We start from the raw sequence: 23,243 nt of genomic DNA, 5'->3' as shown, positions 1-23,243 counted from the left end.
TCGTAATAGAGAGATGTAATAATGGAATCCTATTTAACTCTAATTTTATTTGGTGGCTTCTTAACCCTGTTAATTCTAGGTGCACCAATCACCGTATCACTGGCCGGCGCTTCAATGGCGGCCTATATGTTGCTCGACAAAAATCCTATCGCTTTAGTACAGATCGCGTTTACTTCGGTGGGTAACTTCCCGTTAATGGCGCTGCCGGCCTTTGTTCTTGCTGGCGCATTAATGGAGGCGGCGGGTATCTCCAAACGTCTGGTAGATATTGCAGAGAGCTTAGCCGGACCCGTGACGGGTGGCCTTGGCGCTGCAACCGTGATGGCGTGTTTGTTTTTTGGTGCTATCTCAGGTTCAGGCCCTGCAACCACAGCTGCGGTAGGTATGCTAATGGTGCCAGCAATGGTTAAGCGAGATTATGATAAGAGCTACGCCTCCGCGGTGACTGCTGCTTCAGGGGGATTGGGTATTATTATCCCACCCTCAATTCCCTTGGTTATTTTCGGTATCTCCGCAATGGGATTAATGGCACCGCCAGAGGCCATTGCTCAACACGGGCAGTTTGCCTCTTTATCTATTCCAAAACTGTTTGTTGCTGGGGTTGTGCCTGGCTTCATTATGGCGTCGACACTCGTCGTCACTAACTACTTTATTGCTAAACGTGAAGGCTACAAAGGGTTGACTGAAAACTGGTCATTTAGCGAAGTAAGACACTCGTTGCGCCGAGGTATATGGTCGATACTGGCTCCGTTTTTGATTCTCGGAGGTATCTACAGCGGTATGTTCACACCCACAGAATCGGCGGTTGTGGCTATCTTCTATTCACTGTTTGTCGGAGTGTTTATTCACCGAGAGTTATCGTTCAAAAGCACGATTAAGTCATTGTCGACAACGACATGGATCACTGGACGTGTGTTGCTGATTCTATTCGCGGCAACGGTATTTGGTCGCTTGTTAATCGAACAAAAAATTCCGGTTGTGGTGGCGGAGTCATTGTTAGGGTTCACTGACAACATGTACATGGTGTGGGCATTGACTATTGTGTTACTGCTTTTCGTTGGCATGTTCATGGAAACCTTGGCCGCGATCATGATCATCGTGCCGGTCTTGTTGCCAATCATGTACATGCTCGGTGCGGATCCAACGCACGTAGGAATCGTGGTGGTGTGTACGTTATCGATAGGATTTGCTACGCCGCCGCTCGGTGAAAATATCTTTGTTGCCTCGGGGATAGGCGGAGCCACGGTCGAACAGATCACCGCTAAGATCCATCCCTTTGTGCTTGCATCCGTTATTGGCGTGTTCGTTATCGCTTTCTTCCCGCAAATTACACTTTGGCTACCGTCCTTGGTGGGCTATTAGGAGAGGTCACTATGAATATATCAAGAATTATCCTCATTGGTTGTGCCGTATTTGCAGTGATCAGTGGCATTGGGTTGCGTGCCGAACATTCAGAAACAGCGAAAGAAAACGAGCCAGTCAATGTGCTCGACATTTCAGAACCACATGTTGTCAGTGACGCTGAAAGAAGAGCCAAAACCCTGCTTGCGAAGGCGGTTATACATGTGCAAAAGGATGGCGATGAGAGTGTGAGTGACTTCATGAGCGACCCTGAATATACAGACGGTGAGCTTTATGTGTTTGCTTTAGGGATTGATGGCCAATTCCTCGCCAGTGGCGGATCTTCAATGGTGTTGGTGGGCGACAGCGTTTTGGACACTCAAGATGTTTATGGCAATCCTTTTTTCCGAGAAATGATCACTAAGGCTGTGCATAACGGTTTTGGCGAAGTTCAGTACCATTGGACAAATCCGACTGACCGTATGGGTGAGCCTAAGACCACCTTCTTTGAACGAGTGGGCGATGTGATTGTGGCTGTGGGTTACTACCCTGAACGCTCAAGTGCCGCAGAAGCTAAGCGATTGTTGGCAAGAGCGATGACGGCGATAGTCGAATCCGAACAAGACAGCATTACCGAGTTCAATAATAGCGAAGGTCGCTTTGTTGAAGGAGACTTGTATGTGTTCGTGATGGACATGAACTCTGGAAAGCTGCTCGCACACGGTGTATCTCCTGAACTTGTTGGGCGATCACACAACGAAATCCTAAGCCCTGACGATAAACCGATTCTTACTGAGATGTTGAACCTCGCAAAAGAAAACGGGCGTGGAGTTTATACCTACCGATGGTTGAATCCGCTGTCGAGCAAAGTCGAAACCAAGCATACCTATTATCGAGTAATCGACAATAAGTTGGTTGGGGTCGGTTATTACACAAAATCAAACAACACGTAAAAGTGGTTCTAGTGAGCCCTCAGCCCAGGCTAATCAAGGGCTAGGGGCTCAAAATGCCGGTGTGTGTAAAAAAGCAATTTAGTAAAATTCACAGTGTGAAATTTTTGTTGTGAAATTGTTTAGAAAATACAAGTAGTATGAAATACATGGAAGCAACACAGTAAAGAACAATTTTGAAAAGGGTCAATCAGGATTTTTGACCTACATGAAATTCAAAGCCGTAAGAGGGAAAAACTATGAATATGCTGACACTAGACAAAACAGAACTTCACAGAAACCATTCAACATTTATTGCTGAAGCTGTCTTTGCCGTCGAAATGGTGAAAGCAGACAAGCAACTCGAAAAACAGAAAATGGCGAAGCAGTTGCTTGATACTTTATTTCCTCTTGAGACTGGCTCACACGAAGATGCAGTGAGCTACGAGATTGATTATCGACATGTTCAGGTTTACTTCAAAAACAGTGAACACACAGGCCTGAAACGTGCTAAACACTTTGTGGCTTACACCGGTGACAAGTCAAAACCATCGGCAATATTATTCCGTGACGAAAGCGGTACACACGTTGAAGTGACAATCGGTGCTCGCAAAGGTACTGGCCACTTGGAATTAGTTGATATTCAAGATATCCAACTAGAGACATGCACTACGTTTGGCCAAACAGAGGCGAACCGTTCTTCAGGAATCCGTCACTGGGTAAGCCTAGTAAAGGGCGATGAAAGCGGTAAACCGAACGCATCGAGTGAAGACAAAGAATTCACAGAAAAGAATGGTGAAGACTATAACCTAGGTTTTTGCTTCGCGATCTAATATTGCTTCGGACTTAAATGTCGTGCTTCTGTAGTGAGCTGTAATTCTGTAATGAGCAGCACTTGTCTGGTACGAAGTACGTAAAGCAATGTAGCACCGATATTCGAAGACAGATTTCTCTTTTACCTTTGGTAATTTCCCCGCCCTATAGCGGGGCTTTTTTATTAGAGCTATAAATAAATCAGGTTGTTGTTAATATTATCTGTAGAAAGTTTGAATGAGAATTTACAGTGCGCCATTTGAATTTAAGATGCTGTATTTAAAGATTTTTATTTGTTTATTTTATTCTGTGTTTATGAGTTTAACTATCGTGATTCACGGTGGTTTGGGTGACTATTGAGCTAAAACTCAGTCAAAATGCTTTGAGCTGTGCTATAATCCGCGCCTTGGGATTGAGCCAATAAGTCCATTTATCACCAATCATTGTGATTTTTATCGCCTCTATTTAGGTGGTGCGGCGAGCCAATCAAGTAGTAACTGGATATGGAGAGCGTCCTAATATTCGTTGAATCGGATATACGAACATCATAATTTATGAGTTTTAAATCAAAAAAATACAGTATTGATTCTACTGATTATCAAGTTGGTCAAGATAACGTCAATAAATGGGGCATGGATGTCCACAACACCGTCTTCGTAGCTTCAGTAGGCTTGTCTCTTCTCTTCATCATCACTCTTCTTATTCTTCCTCCTGCAGATGCTAAAGCTGCAATTGATTCTATTAAGGGTGCTGTTTTATCTAAGTTTGACTTCCTGTTTATGTGGGGAGCTAACATCATGCTAGCGTTTGCTGTTGTTCTTGCTTTTTCACCGTTGGGTAAAATCCGTTTAGGTGGCGAAGACGCGACGGCGGACTATTCAATGTCATCTTGGATTGCGATGTTATTCGCAGCAGGTATGGGTATTGGACTTATCTTCTGGGGTGTTGCAGAGCCAACTGCGTTCTTCACGAACTGGTTCGGAACGCCATTAGACGCAGAACCTTTCACAGCCGCTGGTCGTGAACTGGCGCTAGGCGCAACCGTATTCCACTGGGGTTTTCATGCATGGGCTATCTATGGCATGACGGCGCTTTGCTTGGCGTACTTTGTTTACAACAAAGGCTTACCGCTATCAATGCGTTCTGTGTTTTATCCAATTCTGGGTGAGCGTGTGTGGGGCAAAACCGGTGATGTAATCGATGTACTAACCGTACTGGTTACTCTGTTTGGCCTAGCGACTTCATTGGGCTTAGGTGGCACGCAAGCAGCAAGTGGTATCAGCCACGTGTTCGGCTGGGAAAACAACATCTTCCTTCAGCAATCTATTATTGTTCTGATCATGGGCTTGGCGATCATCTCTGTTATGCGTGGCATGGACGGTGGTGTTAAGTTCCTAAGTAACCTGAACATGGTTATTGCATTCATATTCCTTGGTCTTATCGCTGTATTGAACTTCACAACTGTGCTTGATTCAATGGCAACTGCGGCAACGGGCTATGTGAAAAACATCGTAGCTTTGAGTCAAAGTGCGGGTCGTGAAGACACAACATGGCTGCATGGCTGGACTGTGTTCTACTGGGCATGGTGGGTAGCGTATGCACCTTTCTTCGGTATGTTCGTAGCGCGTATTTCTAAAGGCCGTACGGTTCGTGAGTTCCTACTTTGCGTATTGATTATCCCAACGTTAGTAACTTCAGCTTGGATGTCTATCTTTGGTGGCGTGGCTATCGAGCAAGTAATTAATCAGGTGGGGCAACTTGGCCTCGACCAAGGCATTACAGACGTATCTCTAAGCTTGTTCTACATGCTAGATGCTTACTCGTTTGGTAGCATTCTGTCTGTTCTCGCAGTTGTGCTGATCATCGTGTTCTTCGTTACCACATTGGACTCAGGTTCTATCGTTATCGATGGCATGACGGCAGGTGGTAAACTAGAAGTGCCAGTGAAACAGAAAGTCGTTTGGGCGGTTATCTCAGGTGCTATCGCAATGGTGATGCTGTGGATTGGTGGTACTCAATCAATCCAAGCTCTGCAATCTATTACGATTATTGCAGCACTGCCGTTTACGATCATTCTTCTGATTGGTTGTGTGAGTTTGGTGAAAGGCCTACTGACAGAAGTCGGTAAAGGGCAAGAAACTGTTACTCAAACTACAAAATAAATAGTGAATTAAGTAAGTCGCTAGATAGGGATTTACTTTACTCTGCATGATTCAAAGCTCTCTTGTACTTGGTGCAAGGGAGCTTTTTTATTTCGTAGAAGAAATCAGAGACAAGATAAAAAAGAGCCACAAGTGAATCATCACTTGTGGCTCTTTTTAGTTTTAGGGAGCAGCTATTAGCTTACGCGTTCAATTCATGTTGAATTACGTAATCCAAAGCACCGACTACCGCTGCAACTTGAGCGTCATTACACTCTTCGTCAGTCACTTTGTCGCTGTCTGGGTAAACCTCTGTGGTTGTTCCGTACTTACAGTCGGTCACGCCGCCACATAAGCCAAGCTTCTTCATTGGGTAGTTGATCACACCGTGTTGAGTGACGTCTGAACCAATGATCTTGCCTTCGTCATCCGCAGGCGCAATGTGCGTTACTTTTTCTACTGAAGCAATTACTGCCGCTTGGAATTCAGGCTGCGGGTTTTCAGTATCACCAACCGTGTAGAAACCGTCTGGAATCATACCTTCGATGTACTCAATGCCATCACGTGCTGCGAGTGCTGGTCGGAATTCAGTTTCATCAGAGTCTGTTGTCTCATGCAGGTCAACGTGAACCAAGACTTCTGGCAAAGAGGCCACTAATGCACGTAGGTTTGCTGATTCTTCTGCTGGCGTACCGTCGTAGAAAGAGCGGTTTGGATCAACGGCATTTGGGTTCCAGCGATTGATCACTTCGTAACCCCAAGGGCTCACACAAGGTGCTACAACAATGTTGAAGTGCGCAGTGTACTTTTCTGCCTGAGTCGCTGCGAATTTGATTGCGCCATGTACACCGCTGGTTTCGTAACCGTGAACGCCGCCTGTTACGAGAATGGTCGGCTTTGACTCGTCCCAGTTTTTGCTTTTGATAGCGAAAAGTGGGAAGCGATCTTCGTCGTAGCTCAGTGCACCGTATTGCTCGATGTCAAAACGTTCAGCGAGCACCTTAATCTTTGGTACAACTTCTTGTTGATATTCACGCTTAACTGTTCTTTGAGCGAACCATGCTTCACGTTCTGCTTGTTGCCACTTTTGTCCTGGCTTACCAATCGGGTAGGTAGATTCACTTTTCATCTATACTTTTTCTTTTATGTTCGTGAAAGATTAAGACAGATTATTCCTGTCTAACATAGACAGCAATAGAAAACACAATTTGTGACTTTATTTTTTACAGACTCATAACTTTGATGAGTGAATTGATGATGTTACATTTCATCGATGGTTCAATCCTTTATAAAGAGACAATAAAATGGCTGGAGCAAGTTTATTAACACTGTTAGATGACATTGCAACCGTGTTGGATGATGTTGCACTGATGTCTAAGGTGGCAGCTAAAAAAAACGCAGGCGTATTGGGTGACGATTTAGCCCTTAACGCTCAGCAGGTATCAGGTGTTTCTGCTGAAAGAGAAATCCCAGTGGTATGGGCGGTCGCAAAAGGCTCATTTAAAAATAAGCTGATTTTGGTTCCGGCGGCATTATTGATCAGTGCATTTATTCCTTGGTTGATTATGCCACTACTCGTGATTGGTGGTCTGTTTCTTTGTTTTGAAGGCGCAGAGAAAATCTTAGAGAAGCTTTTCCCTCATTCTCATCAAGATGATGAAAAGGGAGAGGATACGAGTACTGGCGAATCCATAGAGGAATATGAGAAGAGAAAGGTCGCAGGCGCGATTCGTACCGACTTTATCTTATCTGCGGAAATCATCGTGATAGCTCTGGGTACCGTTACGGGTACAAGTATCGTCACTCAGATTCTTGTCGTGAGTTTGATTGCGGTTGTGATGACGATTGGTGTTTATGGCTTAGTCGCTGGGATCGTGAAGTTGGACGATTTAGGTTTCTATCTCCAGCGAACATCGAATGGGAGTGCCATTAAAACCCAATTGGGTAACGGGCTAGTCGCATTTGCACCCAAGCTAATGAAAATGCTTGCTGTTGTCGGCACGGCTGCGATGTTCTTGGTTGGCGGGGGTATTGTGGTTCACAACGTTCCCGCGATTCATCATTTAATTGAACCGATTATTATGGATTTTAGTGGACATACGATTACGACAGCGGTAGTACCGACGCTATTAAATGGTGTGATTGGTGTTCTTTCAGGGTTGATTGTCGTCGCGATTTGGACTGCTATTGGAAAAATTCGTGGTAAATAATCGTTAAACTATTTCTTGTAATAAGACAGCTTTTCATCGAAACAAAAAAGGGTCACCATAATTAATATGGTGACCCTTTTCGTTAAATGGAGGGTGTTTATTCAACAGCCCAAGTGCTTATTTTACCGATAAAGCGCTTATTTACCGACTAAGCGTTTATTTTACAGACCAAGCAATCGTCTCGCCGCCACGGATTGGCACAACAATGTCTGAACCGAAAGGCATTGTTTCAGATACATTCCACTCTTCTTTAACGAGCGTGATTGTGTCTGAGTTGCGAGGCATGCCGTAGAAGTCTGGGCCGTTGTGGCTCGCGAATGCTTCTAGGTTCTCAATCTTGCCTTCTAAATCGAATACTTCAGCGTACAGTTCAACCGCAGCATGTGCTGTGTAAGAACCTGCACAACCACAAGCTGACTCTTTGGCGCCCTTTGCGTGTGGCGCAGAGTCTGTACCCAAAAAGAATTTATTGCTGCCACTTGTTGCTGCTTCGATAAGCGCCAATTGGTGCGTGTTGCGCTTAAGGATTGGTAGGCAGTAGAAATGTGGCTTAATGCCGCCAACCAACATGTGGTTGCGGTTATAAAGCAAGTGGTGAGCTGTAATGGTTGCCGCTACGTTCTCGTTAGCGTTCTTAACGAAAGTCGCTGCATCTGCAGTCGTGATGTGCTCTAGAACGATCTTCAAGTTAGGGAAGTCGTTAACAATCGGTGCTAGAACTGTGTCTAGGAACTGCTTTTCACGGTCAAAGATATCAACATCGTGAGCCGTTACTTCACCATGAACAAGCAGCAACATACCCACTTCTTGCATGGCTTCTAATACGTGGTAAATCTTTTGAGCAGAAGTTACGCCAGAGTCAGAGTTTGTCGTCGCGCCAGCAGGGTAAAGCTTGGCCGCTACAACAGCGCCAGACTCTTTCGCTTTACGAATTTCATCAGGAGTTGTGTTGTCTGTTAGGTAAAGTGCCATTAGAGGCTGGAATTGTTCACTTGGCTGCTCTGCCATGATGCGTTCACGATAAGCAAGCGCCATTTCGGTATCGGTTACCGGTGGGATGGTGTTTGGCATGATTAACGCTCGACCATTGTAGCGGCTGATATCGCGCACTGTATCTTTTAATACGTCGCCATCGCGTAGATGAACGTGCCAGTCGTCAGGACGAGTAATCGTAAGTTGTGTCATTGAAGGCTCCCACCATTTGAAGTGTTATGTAGTTGGAGCCTAAACTCAGCGAAATCTGTGAAAGCAATCGCTTACGTTTAGGCGACAGGATGATAGTGGAAAAGCACTTTCATTTCATCCTATTTTTAACCCTTCAGGGTTAGGAGCTTGTTTTTATGAGTATTTTATTCGGTATTAATTCTCGGAGATGGTCAGGGTTAGCGAGTGGCTACCCACAATCCGTGGATCATACCTGGTACCCAGAAGAAGAAAGTAAGAATGATGTTAATCAGCAAATCTTTACCTGTGCCGCGAGCGAAGAACACGCCAACAGGAGGGAGTAGTACACATAAGATGATAATGACAAGTTTGTTCATGATAAATCCTTTTTATTCAATGAAAGTTCAATGCGGTAACCGTGTTCAAATTATAGAACGTATGGAGAGTGTTAATACATTGCTGTCTTTATGTAGATAAGACACTAGGATAAACATCTCAAGATATTAGCTTAGTATCAAGTGTTTAATGCCTGCCAGTTTATCTATTTATAACCATTTGTTAGCATTGGGACAAACAACAAAACATTGGAATCGTTATGTCGCAGCTACCTTTAGATAAAAAAGCTCAAGATCAAAAGGCTTCAGAGCAAGTGTCTTCTCTATCTCAAATTAATGTGTTTCCGGTTAAATCAGTAGGCGGGATTTCACTCTCTTCTGCTTGGGTCGAAAAACAAGGCCTAACTTTCGACAGACGCTTTATGTTGGCATTGGCAGACGGTTCAATGATCACGGCGCGTAAGTATCCGAAAATGGTCAAGGTATCTTCAAGCTTGCAACCAGACGGTTTGATCTTCACTTATGAAGGTAAAGAACCGCTGCGCCTAAAATATGCAAACTTCAAGATGCAAGAAGCGCCAGCAACAGTTTGGAAGGACAGTTTTACGGCTTACACCACCAATGATGAAGCTGATGATTGGTTTAGCGATGTGTTGGGTGTCCGAGTTGAACTCCTGTTTTCAGGTGAGCAATCGAATCGTGTTCGTGAAAAGCTCGGTCACAACGTGAGCTTTGCCGATGGTTACCCAATGTTGGTGATCAGCCAAGCCTCTCTTGATGAGTTAAACCGCCGCAGCCCTGAAACTCATTCAATGGATCAGTTCCGCACTAACTTTGTCGTTTCTAATACCGAAGCCTTTGCTGAAGACAGCTGGAAGCGTATCCGTATCGGTGAGGTTGAATTCGAAGCCGTTAAGCCTTGTGAGCGCTGTATTCTAACAACGGTTGATGTTGAACGCGGAGAATTCAGAGAAACAAAAGAGCCGCTTAACACCTTTTCTAAATTCAGAGCGAATGAGCGCGGTGGTGTTTTCTTTGGTCAAAATCTAGTTGCTAAAAATGAAGGCTTAGTTAAAGCCGGTGATGTTGTTGAAGTACTAGAAACCAAAGAGAAGGAGCACTACCAAGATACTTGGGTAGAATCATTGCATTTAACCTGTGTTGAACGTGAAGAGATCGCTCGTGACTTTACAACTTTTTGGTTAGAACCTGCGAAAGAGAACCACTCACTACCAAGTTACCAACCTGGGCAACATCTGCCGATTGAGATGGTGATTGATGGCGAGACGATTTCGCGTCGTTACACGTTATCTTCTAGCCCATCACGAGCGGGTCGTTTGGCGATTTCAGTGAAGCGAGTAGATGATGGTCAAATATCTAACTGGCTCAATGATCATTTCCAAGTGGGCGATACTCTAGTCGCTCAAAACCCAGATGGTGCGTTCTACTTAGAAGCAAACCCAACCCATCCGTTACTGCTTTTGTCTGCAGGTAGCGGAATTACCCCAATGTTGTCGATGCTTCGTTACTTAGCCGACCATGGTCAAATCGATGATGTGGTTTTCTATCATCAATGCAGTAGCGAAGAGGATATTCCTTATCAAGCTGAGATTGATAAGATTGCCAACGAACATAAAGGATTACGTGTGATTTACTCGTTAAGCCAACCAACTAAAGAATGGGATGGTTTATCTGGTCGTTTGAGCGTGTCGCATATTGCTAAAATTGAAGCACTACACAAGCGTCAAGCGTTTGTGTGCGGCCCAGACGGCTTTATGGATAACGCAAAAAAACTGTTAATCCAAATGGGGCTCAATCCTCAGCATTATCATCAAGAAGCATTTGGCGTGGCTCAATCAACTGAAGAAACAGTGAAGCAACTGCAGTTGAGTGTTAATGGTTACTTGTTTGAAGGTAATAACCAATCAACGCTATTAGAACAGGCTGAATCGGCGGGTGTGTCTATTGCTTCTAGCTGCCGTGCTGGTTTTTGCGGAGCGTGTAAAGTGACCCTTGAGTCTGGGCAAGTTCACCAACCAGATGTACCTGCGTTGCAAGATCATGAGCGTAACATGGGGCAGATACTGGCGTGTTGCAGTGTTCCGCAAACTGATATCGAAGTTGTGGATTAATAGCTCGCTAGATCATAAAGAAAAACGCATTAAATAGAAAAGGCCGGAAGATCATTGAAATGAACTTCCGGCCTTTTAAATTCTGAGACTAATTCAAAAGATTAATCGTAGATCGTTGGGATTGGTTGACGCTTGTGCTGTGTTGCTTTGTAGATACCAACTAAACGATCGGATACATCTTGAGGCACTTCTTTGCCTTCAAGGAAATCATCGATTTGGTCGTAAGAAAGGTTCAATGCTGCTTCGTCGGCTTTCTGTGGGTCAAGCTCTTCGAGGTCGGCAGTAGGGACTTTCTTAACTAATAGCTCTGGCGCACCTAGAGTTGCTGCTAGTTCACGAACTTGACGCTTGTTCAGGCCAAATAAAGGTGCTAAATCACATGCGCCGTCACCGTGCTTAGTGTAGAAGCCAGTAATGTTTTCCGCTGAATGGTCAGTACCAATCACAAGGCCGCCAACGTAACCTGCAATTTCGTATTGTGCGATCATGCGAGCGCGAGCTTTCACATTACCTTTTACAAAGTCGATTTTTGCAGAATCTGTTGGAAGCAAACCTGTGTCTTCTAAAGCCACGTGAGATGCCGCATGCAACCCATCCACGCCTGCTTTAATGTTTACAGAAACAGATTGGGAAGGCTGGATGAAAGACAGAGCAAGTTGTGCTTCATCTTCATCTTTTTGCTCGCCATAAGGAAGGCGAACTGCAATGAATTGGTAGTCGTTGTTGCCAGAGCTTTCATTTAGGCTGTTAATGGCCATTTGTGCCAAGCGGCCACAGGTTGTCGAATCGACACCACCACTGATACCAAGAATGAGAGACTTGCATCCTGATTGCTGAAGTTTCGTTTTGATAAAGTCCACACGACGAGTCACTTCGAAGTGAGGGTCTATTGAAGGTAGTACGCGCATTTCGTCACGAATTAACTGTTCCATTCGTATTCCTTTCCTGCAAGCAAATTAAAAATCTAGTGTTATCATACCTAAATCATCCGATTTAAAAACCTCTTTGCACAAGCTTAGAAAGAGAAGGCAGTAATAAATAATGGAAAAAATAGCCATTTTCGGTAGTGCGTTTAATCCGCCGAGCTTAGGGCACAAAAGTGTGATTGATTCGTTGGCTCACTTTGACAAAATTCTTCTGGTCCCCAGTATTGCCCATGCTTGGGGAAAAGAGATGCTAGACTTTGATACGAGATGTCAGTTGGTCGAGGCGTTTATCTCTGATTTATCGTTGGAGCAAGTTGAACTTTCACTGGTTGAGAAAGGGTTGTTTACTCCAGGTGAAAGTGTCACGACTTATGCGGTGCTTAGTCAGCTTCAAAAACATCATCCAGAGGCTGAACTGACCTTTGTCATCGGGCCTGACAATTTCTTTAAGTTTGCATCGTTTTATAAATCGGACGAAATAACGGAACGTTGGTCTGTGATGGCTTGTCCTGAAAAAGTTAAAATTCGTAGCACTGATATTCGCCATGCTTTGCAAAATGGGAGCAATGTTGCAAAACTGAGTACAAAGTCAGTTACAAGGATATTGCAAGACAGTGAACTGTATACAATAATGTAGATTCACTAATTCGAGAGGTCTGATGACTATGCTAAAGGGCGCGATACCAGCGACGATAATCATTGCGGCATGCAGTATGCCTGCACACGCTGATTGTGATTTTTTTAGCTTAGATTCAATAATGCTGACTTCTGATGATGAAAATAGCTGTTTAGATTTTTCTACGAGCATTGAGTCCTTCGGCCAACGCATGTTAGAAATCAGTGGTCTCGCTGATGCAGAACCAGAAAACAAACCAGACTATTGGTCCGATTGGGTAATCCAAAGCAAAGATTCCCCTTTGTTAACGCAAAGTCTTGAATCTAATTATGTTGGCTTAGGTATGTGGTTCCCTGAAGATCTGGAAGACGATCAATATGATATGTCTACTGAAGAATGGTTGATGAATCATGGTCTTCAATTGAGTATCGGTTTTGGTGAGAAAGTCGAAGGGCAACCTCGTATGCGCTTTGATTACCGCTGGCATGACTCACGAGATGCAGATCTAATGATGCAGGTTGAATTGCCATTCTAGATTGGTAGATTATTAATCTATGTTGAGATGTTGAGAGTTAAAAGTTGAAATGCTAAGAATTAAAAAAGCCGCAAAAACTGAGTTTTTGCGGCTTTTTAGTGTTTGGTGTCTTTGGTTTGGTTTAAAAACTCGGCTTAGAGAGTGACTTGAAGTTGGGCTCTAGTGAGTGAATAACGATGCTCGATCCCTTTGGCTAGAGAGCTTCACCAAACACGAGCATACACAGCTGTTCGAACTCTTCTTCTTTTCCAGAGAACAAATCATCAATCACAAGCGTACGTTTCTGACCTGACTGCATGCGTTTCTTCGCTTCGCGCATTACCATCACCAAGGTGTGTTCTTGTGGCAGATTCGAATCGTCGATGTTCCACTGGTTGAATCGTTGAGACAGGGCGCTTTCGCAAAGCAACGGTTTGAACGCCAACACTTCTTGTTTAAGCACAGAAAGCATATCTTTGAATGCTTGTTCGGTATTATTTGCTTTTGAAGCACGAGCTTTGGTGAGTTCTAACTTTTCTAGTAGCGCTGAAGACAAGTTTGTTTGAGTGATGTAACCCGCCTGTCTTGGGAAAGAATCCGTCAAACGTACAGAAAAGTCGACACGATTCACCTGGGTATTGGGAAAGTAGGTCAGTGATGTTAAGCAATCATAGGGAATCCAGATACTTTGACCTGGCTCGACGGCATATTCTTGTTTACCCAGCTTTATCAAAACCAAGCCACTTTGAACCGATACAAGGCTATGTTTAAGTACTTTCTTTCTTGGTGTAATCACCAAGTGTGAAAAGTAAGCCGATGTATATTCAATAGCGAAGTTCATAGATAGTACCTTAATTTTGGGGCGTCAAGATTACCGTTAATCTTAAAGAATGCCAACAATAACAGGGGATTTTCAATGTTTCTGGTCTGACCTTGTCAAAAGTATGGGCTCTGTAGCTGCGATAAGTCAAAACAACGCGTAGAATGAGCAAGATTTTTATTATATGAATTAAAAAATGACCTCTCCAAGCGATCCATATGTTGATATTCGTCCTTACGGCGATGATGAAATTCCTGCGGCACTAAACCGTCTTATTAATGATGAAGAATTTATCAGTGCGATCTTGCACTACCGTTTTTCAAACCATGCGTCTTGGTTCAAAACATTAATGAGTCCAATTTTACGCGTGTACTTAAAAATGAAATGGAGCAAGCTGACTAGCGTTGAATCCATTCAGATTGAAGTGAAAAAGTACTTACGCGACACGTTAGCTAAAACCACTAATGGTGTGACATATACGGGCTTAGAGTCGCTGGATGCCAATCAAGCTTACTTGTTTGTATCAAACCATCGTGACATTGCTATGGATCCAGCGTTAGTCAATTACGCTTTGCATCAAAAAAATCATCAGACTTGTCGTATTGCGATTGGCGACAACCTGTTGAAGAAGCCATGTGCCACTGAATTGATGCGTCTCAACAAGAGCTTTATCGTAAAGCGTTCTTTGAAAGGGCCGCGTGAAATGATGAAGGCCTTAGGCCTGCTCTCTTCTTACATCAAGCACTCTTTAGAAACGGGCAACTCTATCTGGATCGCTCAAAAGGAAGGCCGTGCTAAAGATGGTAATGATTTTACTGAGCCTGCAATTCTAAAAATGTTTCATGTTGAAGGGCGTAAGCAAAAAATTGCATTCCCTGAATACGTGAAATCTTTGAAGATAGTACCTGTGGCTATTTCATATGAAAACGACCCATGCGACATCGCTAAAGCGATAGAGCTTTTTGAGAAAGACGTAAACGGTAGCTACGAAAAGGGTGAGTTTGAAGATATCGAAAGTATCATTCAAGGCATCATCGGTAATAAAGGCCGTGTTCATGTTGGTTTCGGTCAGGTTATCGACCAAGATTTTGATACACCTGAAGCGCTTGCTGAAGAGATCGATCGTCAAATACACGATAACTACAAACTGTTCCCAGTAAACCTACTGGCAGCAGAAAAAGAAGACGAATCGATTACTGCTTCGGTTAAGAAAGAATTTGCAGACAAATTATCGAGCTTGCCACAAGGCGCTCGTCAGTACTTGATTGATAGCTATGCGAACCCTGTGAAAAACATTGGTTAACTAGCTTATGGGTTAATCTGCTCACGTTAGCTTACTAACATACTAGCTCATAGCTTGGTTAGACTAGCGAGCACATTAGCTAACTAACAAGTAATTGAATTGAAAAAGGAGCCTCAGGCTCCTTTTTTGTTTCTGGTTCTATTGCTCTAAAGAGCTAAAATCCGAGCTTTGGCTGAACTAGCGAGCGACGGCACCACCAAGTTCTAAATTGGTTGGCCAAGTCGTCACCGTGTTGCCACCTAGATAGATATTGCCTTTAACCGTCATGGTGTCGGGAAAAACTGTAATTGCAGAGCCGCCAATATACAGATCACCGTCAATAACGATCCCGTTTGGAAGCTCAGTTAAAGGCGTGCGAATCACGCTTAAGTCACCCTTCACTCTAAAGCCATTTGGAAGCCTCTGTAACGGAGTATCAGTGAGATTAATAAACCCTCCCACTCGCACACCTCGGGGCCAACTGGTAATTTGGCTGCCGATTAAGTCCGCGTAGCCTTTTATCTTAACCCCAGTAGGGACTCTAGCGAGTTGGCTATTAGATGCTTTTAGACTTCCGTTTACTTCTAAACCTTTCGGTAGACGGGTAATCGGTGTGTTCTCTATGTTCAAATTACCGTCAACAATCAGGCCTGTTGGGAGCGATGTGTACGGTTTATTTCGTAAATATAAGTTTCCGTAATTATCCAGATGGTTCAATATTTGATACTGATCGAGTGGTTCTGCAGTCACATTTGTTATGGTTAAAGAACCAATAATAAGTGCAATTATTCGGAGCATAACAAGCTTCTTATTACGATAGACTTGAACACTATAATGAAAAAATTATTCACGCATAGTGTTTTACTCATTTGTTGGTAGGTAAAAAAGGAATAGAACGACAATGAAAGGTAAATCTGTGATTGGTATAAAGCATCAGATTCTAAAAGGTTTTGTGATTCTAACATCAGTGTTTTGTTCAGTATCAGCGAGTGCTAATAAAATAATCTCAACGCCCGCAAAGGCGGCAGTGGTCGTCACTCAGAGTGGTTCTCCGCAACGAGTTTGTTATTACGATGATAAGGCTTACAGCATAGGTGCTGTGGTTGAGGTTTCAGGCGTGGTGATTAAATGTGCTGAGGAAAATGATTTTGAGACCAATGGTGCACTGGGATGGATTGAAATGACAAAAAAAGACGAGCGGTGAGCTCGTCTTTTAATTGTATGTGTACTGATGCTTATATTAACGCGCTAGAGAGCGACTCTTAAGTTCGAAAATAATTTTCTCAGCGCTTACTTCAAATTTAAAGCGCGCTTGCAATTCAGTACTTTCTTCGGTCATCTCTGATACTTCAAATTCGACATTGCTAGACACTTGTTTTGCTAACTCAACATACTTAGCAAACTCAGTTTCAATAAGGGTTTTAGAGTTACCGTAAACCGTTACCTCAGCAACCTCGTCGCCTTCTTTAATGATGAAGCCGATTTCGCCTGCACAACCGCAAGCTTCACATACATCATTGTTACCAACATCTTGGCTCATAAATAATCCTCTCACAAAGTCTGAGGTTATTCTAACGAGCAATTTGAACTGTATCTACAAAAATTAAAATCTTTGAACTAATTTGTACTGGTATGCTATGTTGTTTGTTTAGAGGTGAAATGAATATGAACATTCGCGACGCAAAATATGTATGTGATCTCTATCATGTTTTGCCGAAGATTAATGTTATTAATTTGTCAGAATATCATTCACTTAGTTGCGTCAGGAATGATTTTATAAGACTATCTATCGCTTGATAGGTATTTATACAATGAATTTTTCGTTGGGTATTTCATATTCTAAGTAGTTATTTAAAATTACCGACTTAGGATTGTAAGGTGATTATTCGGACAATAATTAGACAAAGCGCCCAAAGAGGCGTCACTGTAGAATTATTCGGATGTAGTATTTATGTGAATTTAGTTATAAATACTTGCGAAAAATCACTTTGCTCACATAATGCTGATAACGATTTGCATTCTGACTTTATTTGATTGAGTTAGATGGATTTACAAAGAGAAGAGCCTGAATATGCCAAAGCGTAGTAAAGAAGATACAGAAATCACTATCCAGAAGATCATGGATGCCGTTGTAGACCAGTTACTAAGGTTGGGTTACGACAAGATGTCATACACGACGTTGAGTCAGCAAACGGGCGTTTCTCGTACAGGTATAAGCCACCATTTTCCAAAGAAAACTGATTTTACTGCTGCTCTAGACGGCCGTATTTTTAAGATGTTCATGGAACATATTGACTTTGAAAATGGTCTTGATGCATTTTCTGCTAGTTGGGTTAGCGCGCTTGAAGACGCTGAGTTCCTAGCAATTTTACGTCTACTTTTCCATCATATCGTTACTGCTGAAAGCGCACACGAGTTTGCTGCAAACGGTATTGACCGTCTATACAAACTGACTGAAACTCAGTTTGGTGATACTAGCGGTAAAGAACTAGAGTGGTTGATTGGCAAATCATTGATTCGTATGAGCCAATAATCAACACACCATAAAAGAAGCTCCTGAGGGGGCTTTTTTTATGCCTGAAATTTCACTTATCTTAATCTTTTCCTATCGTTCTAATTCTGTCGTTCTCATTTTAGTGTGACTGTTTTGCTCCCGCCTTGAAAATGTTTATTTCTTTTCTTTTTATATGCTTATATTCATTCCTTACCTTTGTGTCCACTTATAAAAACTCAACAACACTAATAGTTACTGTACATCTCTAGAGCCTCAAACGCTCAGAGTGAGACATTTTTGGGTTGGTTGCTATGGTTATTAATAAAATGAAGTTTAAGGCGAGAGAGTGGCTGTGAGCCAATAAAAAAGCCCCGAAAAAATCGAGGCTCAACATAAAGTGGTTGTTAGAGGAACGAATCCTAAAAATGCGCAGAACCTTAGTAAAGTTTATTGTGCTGGATGAACCTGAGGGAAACTCATGGTTGGATGCTTTTCTACGATACTTCTGTAGCCATACACATTTTCAATCATCGAAGGCTTGAGTGCTTCCCAAGGGTTTCCGTCGCAAACCAAGTTACCGTCTTTCAATACCACCAATCGATCTGAGTATTGAGCGGCTAGGTTTAGGTCATGCAATACCACGATGACGGCTGCGTTGTGGTTGTCGGCTAACTCTCTCGCGATTTTCAAGGTGTTGTGCTGGTGGGCTAGATCCAGTGCTGATGTCGGCTCATCGAGCATCAAGATACATTGGTCACCAGAATAGTGAAGCTGAGTTAGTACTCGAGCCAAGTGAACACGCTGTTTTTCGCCGCCAGATAAAGAAGGGTAGAGCCTTTCACTTAGATGAGATACATCGGCTACGTCCATTTTTTGGCTAGCAATGTTAGTGAGCTTCTTGTTGGATTCTTGCAGAGGGATCCCCCCAAGTTCAACAACTTCATGAGCAAGGAATGGGAAGGTTAGCGTACTGTGCTGAGGAAGCATAGCCAGATGCTTTGCTAGTTTCTGTGAAGGCCATTTGTCCTTGGTATGTCCAAAGTATTGGATATCACCCGTGCTTGATATCTCTTGGCACAAGGCTTTGAGTAACGTACTTTTCCCCGCCCCATTTGGTCCAAGCAGTGTTGTTACCTTTCCTGCTTCAATCTCAATAGAAACACCATCTAATATCACTTTACTACCGAACTTCACTTCGATGTCGGTCGCTTTTAATGCTGAAGGAAACATTAAAGGATTCTCCCTTTCTGTTGAAATAGTAGATACAAGAAGAATGGAGCACCGATGATTGCAGTGACAATGCCTACCGGCAGTTCTGCTGGTGCAAGTACCACGCGTGAGAACATGTCTGCAGCTGTGAGTAGTAATGCGCCTAGTACCGCCGATAGGGGTAAGAGAATACGGTGATCTGGGCCAGCTAACATGCGACCCAAATGAGGGATAACAAGGCCGATGAAGCCAATCATGCCAGATAGGCTAACCGTGACGCCAACACCTGCGGCCGTTAGTAGAATCAATCTTCGCTTAAGCTTCTGTACTGGGATACCAAGATGCTGCGCTTCTGACTCACCCAGTAACAGGGCATTCAGTGACATTGCTTGACGGTAGAAGACAATAAATAGTGCGCCCAAAGTGACTGCCGCAAGCAAAATGCCTGACCACTTCGCGCCTGCTAATGAACCCATTGACCACAATGAAAGATCACGCAGCATTTGGTCATCAGCAATAAAGTTCAAAAAGCCAATACCTGCGCCTGATAGTGCACTGATCGCTACACCCGCTAACAACATGATGGTGACTGAAGTACCGAATTTTCCCGTACCCAGCTTATAAACGAGCAGCGTGGTCAAGGCTCCGCCTAGAAAGGCAAATATAGGCACAGCCGCAAAGTTCATGAAAGCAGGGTATTGCAGTGAAAGCTCAGAGAAAAGCACGATGGCTAATGCTGCACCTAATGAGGCTCCGGCAGACACGCCGATGATTCCTGGCTCGGCAAGTGGATTTCTAAACAAGCCTTGCATGACTGCGCCGCATAAAGCGAGAATCGCGCCGATTAGCATGCACAATATCGTTCGGGGTAAGCGGATCTCTTGAATCACCAAGTTGATGTGAGGTGCTAAGTCATTGTTGGGCTGAAGTAGGCTGGCTGCGCTGTCAGCCAAGCTAATGTTCATTGGCCCAACAGTGATCGAGTACAGCGCGACGAAGACTAGGGTAGCGCCGAGGCTTAACATCGATGTTTTCAGTGGGACGGATCGTAGCAACATAAAAGGCCTCAATGTCTATCACCCGCTTCAATACTTATCACCGACTTCGCAAAAAACGAGACGGTGATGAGTATTAAGCAAGCAACAGTAGAAATAGGGTAGTCGAGTTATAGCGGGTAGATAAGTTATAGCGGATAGATAAGTGCGTTTAATCGCTTAGCTTCTGAAAGGCTTTCAAGACCAAGCCCTCCGACTAAGGCACTGCCCTTCACGGTAATGATTTGCTTGTTCATACCTGCTGGAGTCGCCGCTAACATAGGTAACGATTTAAGAATGGCATCAGCGCTACCCATTTTCTGGTAGCTACGGCCGCTCACTAAGATGACATCAGGCTGCATTTCAACCAATGACTCCATCGACAGTGGTTTGTAAGACGTCAGGCTTTTAGCCGCAGGGTTTACGCCGCCAGCAAGTTCAATGATTGCGTTTGGCGATGTTTCACCGCCAGCAACGTTCGCAGGGCGACCTTCATGTAGCAACAGGAATAGAACTTTCTTCGCTTCGTTGCTTGGAACCTGATTCGCTTTTAGTGCTGCGATCTTTTGATTCACTTCGGCTTTCACTTGCTGTGAGTGGTCTTCGGTATGGGTGATCTTTGCGATTTGGTCGATACGCTTTAACAGTCCTTCAACGTTCGCTTCGGTGTTAACGATCTCTACATCGATGCCCACAGATTTCAATTGAGAAATCGCGTTGTCTGGCCCCATCTCATCTGAGCCGATGAGTGTTGTTGGCTCTAAGGCAATCAAGCCTTCAGCAGACAAGTTTCTGTGGTAACCGATCTTCGGCAGGTTTTCTGATTGAGGGAAGTGACTGGTTACGTCAATAGCCACTAACTGTTCTTCTGCGCCTAATGCCAATACCAATTCAGTTACGGCACTGCCGGCACTGATGATTCGAGGCTGTTCAACGTCATCGGCCATTGCAGTTGGCGCGCTCAGTGCCAAGCTCATCGCTGCCATTGAGAGTATGTGTTTTTTGGTCTTTAGGTTAAATTTATTGAGCACTTTTAAGTCTTTCATAATGATTTCTTTATACTTTCTTTTGATGGAGAGCAATCGCGAAGGTACTCAGTGAGCAATCCGTTCGCATTTGAGTTCGAATTCGAATCGATAGAGGCTTAGCCCTAGTTATTTGGTCTAATGAATAAAGAATCAGACCTTATAAAAGGCGCTATATCTTCAAACATTAAGTGTTGTTCTAGCCACCTTCAGTGAGCAATTGGGTTGCTGGTATTCCATTTTCTTGAAGGAATGACAGCAATTTCACTAGGTTCTCAACGTTGGCGGCTTTATCAGCACCAATGATGATCGGTTTCTTGTCCGTTGAACCTGTCTCTTCAAGCAATGCCAACTTAAAATTTTCCCAATCGATGTATTCTCTGCCGTTAATTGCCCAGTAGGGTTCGTGGTCTAAAATATTGACGCTAATCGAATCTTTGTGGACTTCAGACACGCTTTTAATGTCAGAGCTTGGAAGTTCTACTTCTAAAGATTCCAATTTCACCGAGGCCGTAAGCAACAGGAAAACCATCACAATAAAAATGATGTCGAGAAGCGGTGTTAAGTCCGGCGCTAAACTCTGTGTTTGAGATGATTGAGGCGTTTTAATCATGCTTGACTCGTATCACCAACAGAGGCTTTGTTTACAGATAAGCTTTCAATATCGCTCGACTGATTGGTATGAATTGACATGCCTTCTAACCACACATTTACATAGTTCAAGGTATGCTCTAGCTGCGCTAGTACACGATCAGCCCATAGCCCAAGCAGTTGAGCACCAGAGATAGCAGGAAGTGCAATCATCAAGCCTGCGGCAGTGGTTCTCATCGCTAGACCTAATCCGTCTGCGAGATCGTTTGGCGTAATGCTTCCTGTGGTGGCTGCTACGCCTTTGAACATTTCAATAAGCCCTAATACCGTACCAAGCAACCCGATAAGTGGGCTGATCACGCCAATTAAACCAAGTAATCTTAAGCCGGCATGCAGCTGATGGCGTTTTTCTTGTAGCCAGATCCCTGCGGCATCCTCACGTAACCCTTTTGAAAAAGAGTGGTGGGCCAGCAGCATTGAAACGCCCTTGTACAGCAGCGGTCTTTTGCCTGAAATAGACTGGGCGAGTGCTTCAATCTCTTTGCTGTTGGTTGGTGAGATCAGGTTTAGTTCACGACGAATGGCTCGTTTGCCTACGCCAATGCTTAGTATGACTTGAAAGACACGTTCAGCGATGATCATTGCTGTTAATGCTGAGCAGATAAGAAGAGGCCAAGTCATTAAGCCAAGTTGATCTTGTAAGTAACTGATTTGTTGCATGATTAATCCAACCTAAAACGAACAGGTATTTGTACTCGGTGAGCAATCGCTCGACCATTGACAGTATGAGGTGAGAATTTCCATTGTTTAATGGCATCTAATGCGGCGCTATCTAGCATTAGTGCGCCTGATGAATTTACTAATGCTTGTTTAATTTGTTTGCCTTCTGCGTCGAGCCAGACCTCATAAGTTGCGACACCTTCAACACCACGACGTCTTGCTTGGCGCGGGTAATTCGGTGGTGTAGGGCGAGAAGAGAAAGAAGGCTTAGTGACTAAGACTGGCTCTTTGTTCGATACACCTTGATTGACTTGCTGAGGCTGATTAGCTGAATCGTCTAGGTTCTTATCGACTTTCTTGTCGGCTAGCTTCTCTGGTTGAGTGGTTGGCTTGGACTTTTGTTCTGGGCGTTCTTTCTTGACGACCTTTCTCTCAGTCACCGGTTTCTTTTGAACCTGCTTTTTCTCGGCAACCTTCTTCTCAATTTTTTTTGGTTGAGGTTTATTGGTGATCGCTTTTTTCTTTGGAGTTGGCTTAACTTGCTTTGGCTCAACCGATCTTGGTTCGATTGGTTTAGGTTCTGGGTGTGAGACCGTTTCCTTGATTGGCTCTGGTTCAACCGGCTCTGTGATGGTTTTTTGTTGAGCCGGGGAAGGTGTGTTCTTCGGCGTGAAGTTGATCGATACCGTGTTCGATTGGCTACCTGCAGGCATCGCAAAGACTTTGGATTCTTGAGCGACAAATAACAGCGCTGCATGAATCACTAATGATGCACCGCCTGCAATAACATATCTAGGAACGTTCACATTCAATCCTTTACCAAATCTAAAATCTGTATTGGATTATTGCTTAGAATCTAAATAAGATCAATTATCAATTGCATTATCATTTACGTCTATTTATGATTCTCTCAGTTTTTAGCGAATAGTCTTCCAGACTTTGCTATG

Annotated in this window: 24 protein-coding genes; 11 read left to right on the top strand and 13 right to left on the bottom strand. The window is 43.7% G+C overall.

Annotation, left to right across the window (positions count from 1 at the left end; translation table 11 throughout):
• Window positions 1-21 precede the first annotated feature (21 nt).
• The 4 genes from OCV36_RS22720 to OCV36_RS22705 all read left to right on the top strand — a co-directional run bounded on the left by OCV36_RS22720 (window position 22) and on the right by OCV36_RS22705 (window position 5,245).
• The gene (locus OCV36_RS22720; RefSeq protein ID WP_017074741.1) at window positions 22-1,362 is read left to right on the top strand and encodes a TRAP transporter large permease; all 1,341 of its coding nucleotides are present in this window, start codon (window positions 22-24) and stop codon (window positions 1,360-1,362) included.
• An 11-nt stretch (window positions 1,363-1,373) separates the two neighbouring features.
• Window positions 1,374-2,294 (top strand): cache domain-containing protein, encoded by a 921-nt coding sequence (locus tag OCV36_RS22715; RefSeq protein ID WP_135457418.1) that lies wholly within the window; start codon window positions 1,374-1,376, stop codon window positions 2,292-2,294.
• 236 nt (window positions 2,295-2,530) lie between these two features.
• On the top strand, window positions 2,531-3,103 hold the full coding sequence (locus OCV36_RS22710; RefSeq protein WP_135457416.1) for an aldolase/citrate lyase/malate synthase family protein: 573 nt from the start codon (window positions 2,531-2,533) through the stop codon (window positions 3,101-3,103).
• Window positions 3,104-3,637: 534 nt separating this feature from the next.
• Entirely contained in the window at window positions 3,638-5,245 is a 1,608-nt protein-coding gene (locus tag OCV36_RS22705; RefSeq protein ID WP_135457414.1) for a BCCT family transporter, read from the top strand.
• 181 nt (window positions 5,246-5,426) lie between these two features.
• Here OCV36_RS22705 and OCV36_RS22700 read toward each other — a convergent pair whose 3' ends face one another.
• Entirely contained in the window at window positions 5,427-6,353 is a 927-nt protein-coding gene (locus OCV36_RS22700) for a M14 family metallopeptidase (protein ID WP_135457412.1), read from the bottom strand.
• 175 nt (window positions 6,354-6,528) lie between these two features.
• Between OCV36_RS22700 and OCV36_RS22695 the strand changes: the two genes are divergently transcribed.
• Window positions 6,529-7,434: a DUF808 domain-containing protein gene (locus tag OCV36_RS22695; RefSeq protein ID WP_135457410.1), complete on the top strand. Its 906-nt coding sequence runs from the start codon at window positions 6,529-6,531 to the stop codon at window positions 7,432-7,434.
• A gap of 156 nt (window positions 7,435-7,590) precedes the next feature.
• Here OCV36_RS22695 and pyrC read toward each other — a convergent pair whose 3' ends face one another.
• Complete coding sequence (gene pyrC, locus OCV36_RS22690) at window positions 7,591-8,619, bottom strand: dihydroorotase (RefSeq protein ID WP_135457408.1); 1,029 nt, start codon at window positions 8,617-8,619, stop codon at window positions 7,591-7,593.
• Window positions 8,620-8,816: 197 nt separating this feature from the next.
• Window positions 8,817-8,975 carry a YqaE/Pmp3 family membrane protein gene (locus tag OCV36_RS22685; protein ID WP_135457405.1) on the bottom strand — a complete coding sequence of 53 codons (159 nt, stop codon included), beginning with the start codon at window positions 8,973-8,975 and terminating at the stop codon, window positions 8,817-8,819.
• Between the two features lie 218 nt (window positions 8,976-9,193).
• Here OCV36_RS22685 and OCV36_RS22680 point away from each other — a divergent pair, with 218 nt between their 5' ends.
• On the top strand, window positions 9,194-11,065 hold the full coding sequence (locus tag OCV36_RS22680; RefSeq protein ID WP_017074748.1) for a hybrid-cluster NAD(P)-dependent oxidoreductase: 1,872 nt from the start codon (window positions 9,194-9,196) through the stop codon (window positions 11,063-11,065).
• A gap of 101 nt (window positions 11,066-11,166) precedes the next feature.
• Here OCV36_RS22680 and nadE read toward each other — a convergent pair whose 3' ends face one another.
• A complete protein-coding gene (nadE, locus tag OCV36_RS22675; RefSeq protein WP_135457403.1) occupies window positions 11,167-11,997 on the bottom strand; it encodes an ammonia-dependent NAD(+) synthetase in 831 nt (276 codons plus the stop codon).
• 109 nt (window positions 11,998-12,106) lie between these two features.
• Between nadE and OCV36_RS22670 the strand changes: the two genes are divergently transcribed.
• Both OCV36_RS22670 and OCV36_RS22665 read left to right on the top strand, forming a co-directional pair.
• Window positions 12,107-12,628: a nicotinate-nicotinamide nucleotide adenylyltransferase gene (locus OCV36_RS22670; RefSeq protein WP_135457400.1), complete on the top strand. Its 522-nt coding sequence runs from the start codon at window positions 12,107-12,109 to the stop codon at window positions 12,626-12,628.
• Between the two features lie 22 nt (window positions 12,629-12,650).
• Window positions 12,651-13,142, top strand: coding sequence for a hypothetical protein (locus OCV36_RS22665; RefSeq protein WP_017074751.1), 492 nt, complete (start codon window positions 12,651-12,653; stop codon window positions 13,140-13,142).
• 193 nt (window positions 13,143-13,335) lie between these two features.
• Here the strand turns inward: OCV36_RS22665 and OCV36_RS22660 are convergent, their stop codons facing one another.
• The gene (locus OCV36_RS22660) at window positions 13,336-13,962 is read right to left on the bottom strand and encodes an AraC family transcriptional regulator (RefSeq protein WP_135457399.1); all 627 of its coding nucleotides are present in this window, start codon (window positions 13,960-13,962) and stop codon (window positions 13,336-13,338) included.
• Between the two features lie 175 nt (window positions 13,963-14,137).
• On the opposite strand from OCV36_RS22660, the gene OCV36_RS22655 reads away from it, so the two are divergent.
• A complete protein-coding gene (locus OCV36_RS22655) occupies window positions 14,138-15,244 on the top strand; it encodes a 1-acyl-sn-glycerol-3-phosphate acyltransferase (RefSeq protein ID WP_029225020.1) in 1,107 nt (368 codons plus the stop codon).
• Window positions 15,245-15,421: 177 nt separating this feature from the next.
• Here OCV36_RS22655 and OCV36_RS22650 read toward each other — a convergent pair whose 3' ends face one another.
• A complete protein-coding gene (locus tag OCV36_RS22650; protein ID WP_102551526.1) occupies window positions 15,422-16,021 on the bottom strand; it encodes a hypothetical protein in 600 nt (199 codons plus the stop codon).
• A 103-nt stretch (window positions 16,022-16,124) separates the two neighbouring features.
• On the opposite strand from OCV36_RS22650, the gene OCV36_RS22645 reads away from it, so the two are divergent.
• A complete protein-coding gene (locus tag OCV36_RS22645; protein ID WP_017074754.1) occupies window positions 16,125-16,427 on the top strand; it encodes a YnjH family protein in 303 nt (100 codons plus the stop codon).
• Between the two features lie 36 nt (window positions 16,428-16,463).
• On the opposite strand, the gene OCV36_RS22640 is transcribed toward OCV36_RS22645, so the two are convergent.
• A complete protein-coding gene (locus tag OCV36_RS22640; protein ID WP_102551528.1) occupies window positions 16,464-16,763 on the bottom strand; it encodes a YfcZ/YiiS family protein in 300 nt (99 codons plus the stop codon).
• A gap of 531 nt (window positions 16,764-17,294) precedes the next feature.
• Here OCV36_RS22640 and OCV36_RS22635 point away from each other — a divergent pair.
• Window positions 17,295-17,756, top strand: a complete 462-nt coding sequence (locus tag OCV36_RS22635) for a TetR/AcrR family transcriptional regulator (RefSeq protein ID WP_017074756.1) — start codon at window positions 17,295-17,297, stop codon at window positions 17,754-17,756.
• 408 nt (window positions 17,757-18,164) lie between these two features.
• Here the strand turns inward: OCV36_RS22635 and OCV36_RS22630 are convergent, their stop codons facing one another.
• The 6 genes from OCV36_RS22630 to OCV36_RS22605 all read right to left on the bottom strand — a co-directional run bounded on the left by OCV36_RS22630 (window position 18,165) and on the right by OCV36_RS22605 (window position 23,102).
• On the bottom strand, window positions 18,165-18,947 hold the full coding sequence (locus OCV36_RS22630; RefSeq protein ID WP_017074757.1) for a heme ABC transporter ATP-binding protein: 783 nt from the start codon (window positions 18,945-18,947) through the stop codon (window positions 18,165-18,167).
• On the bottom strand, window positions 18,947-19,984 hold the full coding sequence (locus tag OCV36_RS22625; RefSeq protein ID WP_029225022.1) for a FecCD family ABC transporter permease: 1,038 nt from the start codon (window positions 19,982-19,984) through the stop codon (window positions 18,947-18,949). The genes OCV36_RS22630 and OCV36_RS22625 overlap by 1 nt, the downstream gene beginning before the upstream one ends.
• Window positions 19,985-20,109: 125 nt before the next feature.
• Complete coding sequence (locus OCV36_RS22620) at window positions 20,110-21,006, bottom strand: heme/hemin ABC transporter substrate-binding protein (RefSeq protein WP_135457397.1); 897 nt, start codon at window positions 21,004-21,006, stop codon at window positions 20,110-20,112.
• Between the two features lie 178 nt (window positions 21,007-21,184).
• Complete coding sequence (locus OCV36_RS22615) at window positions 21,185-21,598, bottom strand: ExbD/TolR family protein (RefSeq protein ID WP_017074760.1); 414 nt, start codon at window positions 21,596-21,598, stop codon at window positions 21,185-21,187.
• A complete protein-coding gene (locus tag OCV36_RS22610; RefSeq protein ID WP_135457395.1) occupies window positions 21,595-22,296 on the bottom strand; it encodes a MotA/TolQ/ExbB proton channel family protein in 702 nt (233 codons plus the stop codon). The genes OCV36_RS22615 and OCV36_RS22610 overlap by 4 nt, the downstream gene beginning before the upstream one ends.
• A 2-nt stretch (window positions 22,297-22,298) precedes the next feature.
• The gene (locus tag OCV36_RS22605; RefSeq protein ID WP_135457393.1) at window positions 22,299-23,102 is read right to left on the bottom strand and encodes an energy transducer TonB; all 804 of its coding nucleotides are present in this window, start codon (window positions 23,100-23,102) and stop codon (window positions 22,299-22,301) included.
• Window positions 23,103-23,243 lie beyond the last annotated feature (141 nt).

The organism is Vibrio echinoideorum (genome assembly GCF_024347455.1).
Lineage (GTDB): Bacteria > Pseudomonadota > Gammaproteobacteria > Enterobacterales > Vibrionaceae > Vibrio > Vibrio echinoideorum.
The sequence above is the reverse complement of the archived record's forward strand: the minus strand, read 5'-3'. Positions and strand labels throughout refer to the sequence as shown.

Excerpts from the sequence above, each read along its gene's own strand:
- OCV36_RS22720 (WP_017074741.1), top strand. The coding sequence starts at position 22 with ATGGAATCCTATTTAACTCTAATTTTATTTGGTGGCTTCTTAACCCTG.
- OCV36_RS22715 (WP_135457418.1), top strand. The coding sequence starts at position 1,374 with ATGAATATATCAAGAATTATCCTCATTGGTTGTGCCGTATTTGCAGTG.
- OCV36_RS22710 (WP_135457416.1), top strand. The coding sequence starts at position 2,531 with ATGAATATGCTGACACTAGACAAAACAGAACTTCACAGAAACCATTCA.
- OCV36_RS22705 (WP_135457414.1), top strand. The coding sequence starts at position 3,638 with ATGAGTTTTAAATCAAAAAAATACAGTATTGATTCTACTGATTATCAA.
- OCV36_RS22700 (WP_135457412.1), bottom strand. The coding sequence starts at position 6,353 with ATGAAAAGTGAATCTACCTACCCGATTGGTAAGCCAGGACAAAAGTGG.
- OCV36_RS22695 (WP_135457410.1), top strand. The coding sequence starts at position 6,529 with ATGGCTGGAGCAAGTTTATTAACACTGTTAGATGACATTGCAACCGTG.
- pyrC (WP_135457408.1), bottom strand. The coding sequence starts at position 8,619 with ATGACACAACTTACGATTACTCGTCCTGACGACTGGCACGTTCATCTA.
- OCV36_RS22685 (WP_135457405.1), bottom strand. The coding sequence starts at position 8,975 with ATGAACAAACTTGTCATTATCATCTTATGTGTACTACTCCCTCCTGTT.
- OCV36_RS22680 (WP_017074748.1), top strand. The coding sequence starts at position 9,194 with ATGTCGCAGCTACCTTTAGATAAAAAAGCTCAAGATCAAAAGGCTTCA.
- nadE (WP_135457403.1), bottom strand. The coding sequence starts at position 11,997 with ATGGAACAGTTAATTCGTGACGAAATGCGCGTACTACCTTCAATAGAC.
- OCV36_RS22670 (WP_135457400.1), top strand. The coding sequence starts at position 12,107 with ATGGAAAAAATAGCCATTTTCGGTAGTGCGTTTAATCCGCCGAGCTTA.
- OCV36_RS22665 (WP_017074751.1), top strand. The coding sequence starts at position 12,651 with ATGACTATGCTAAAGGGCGCGATACCAGCGACGATAATCATTGCGGCA.
- OCV36_RS22660 (WP_135457399.1), bottom strand. The coding sequence starts at position 13,962 with ATGAACTTCGCTATTGAATATACATCGGCTTACTTTTCACACTTGGTG.
- OCV36_RS22655 (WP_029225020.1), top strand. The coding sequence starts at position 14,138 with ATGACCTCTCCAAGCGATCCATATGTTGATATTCGTCCTTACGGCGAT.
- OCV36_RS22650 (WP_102551526.1), bottom strand. The coding sequence starts at position 16,021 with ATGCTCCGAATAATTGCACTTATTATTGGTTCTTTAACCATAACAAAT.
- OCV36_RS22645 (WP_017074754.1), top strand. The coding sequence starts at position 16,125 with ATGAAAGGTAAATCTGTGATTGGTATAAAGCATCAGATTCTAAAAGGT.
- OCV36_RS22640 (WP_102551528.1), bottom strand. The coding sequence starts at position 16,763 with ATGAGCCAAGATGTTGGTAACAATGATGTATGTGAAGCTTGCGGTTGT.
- OCV36_RS22635 (WP_017074756.1), top strand. The coding sequence starts at position 17,295 with ATGCCAAAGCGTAGTAAAGAAGATACAGAAATCACTATCCAGAAGATC.
- OCV36_RS22630 (WP_017074757.1), bottom strand. The coding sequence starts at position 18,947 with ATGTTTCCTTCAGCATTAAAAGCGACCGACATCGAAGTGAAGTTCGGT.
- OCV36_RS22625 (WP_029225022.1), bottom strand. The coding sequence starts at position 19,984 with ATGTTGCTACGATCCGTCCCACTGAAAACATCGATGTTAAGCCTCGGC.
- OCV36_RS22620 (WP_135457397.1), bottom strand. The coding sequence starts at position 21,006 with ATGAAAGACTTAAAAGTGCTCAATAAATTTAACCTAAAGACCAAAAAA.
- OCV36_RS22615 (WP_017074760.1), bottom strand. The coding sequence starts at position 21,598 with ATGATTAAAACGCCTCAATCATCTCAAACACAGAGTTTAGCGCCGGAC.
- OCV36_RS22610 (WP_135457395.1), bottom strand. The coding sequence starts at position 22,296 with ATGCAACAAATCAGTTACTTACAAGATCAACTTGGCTTAATGACTTGG.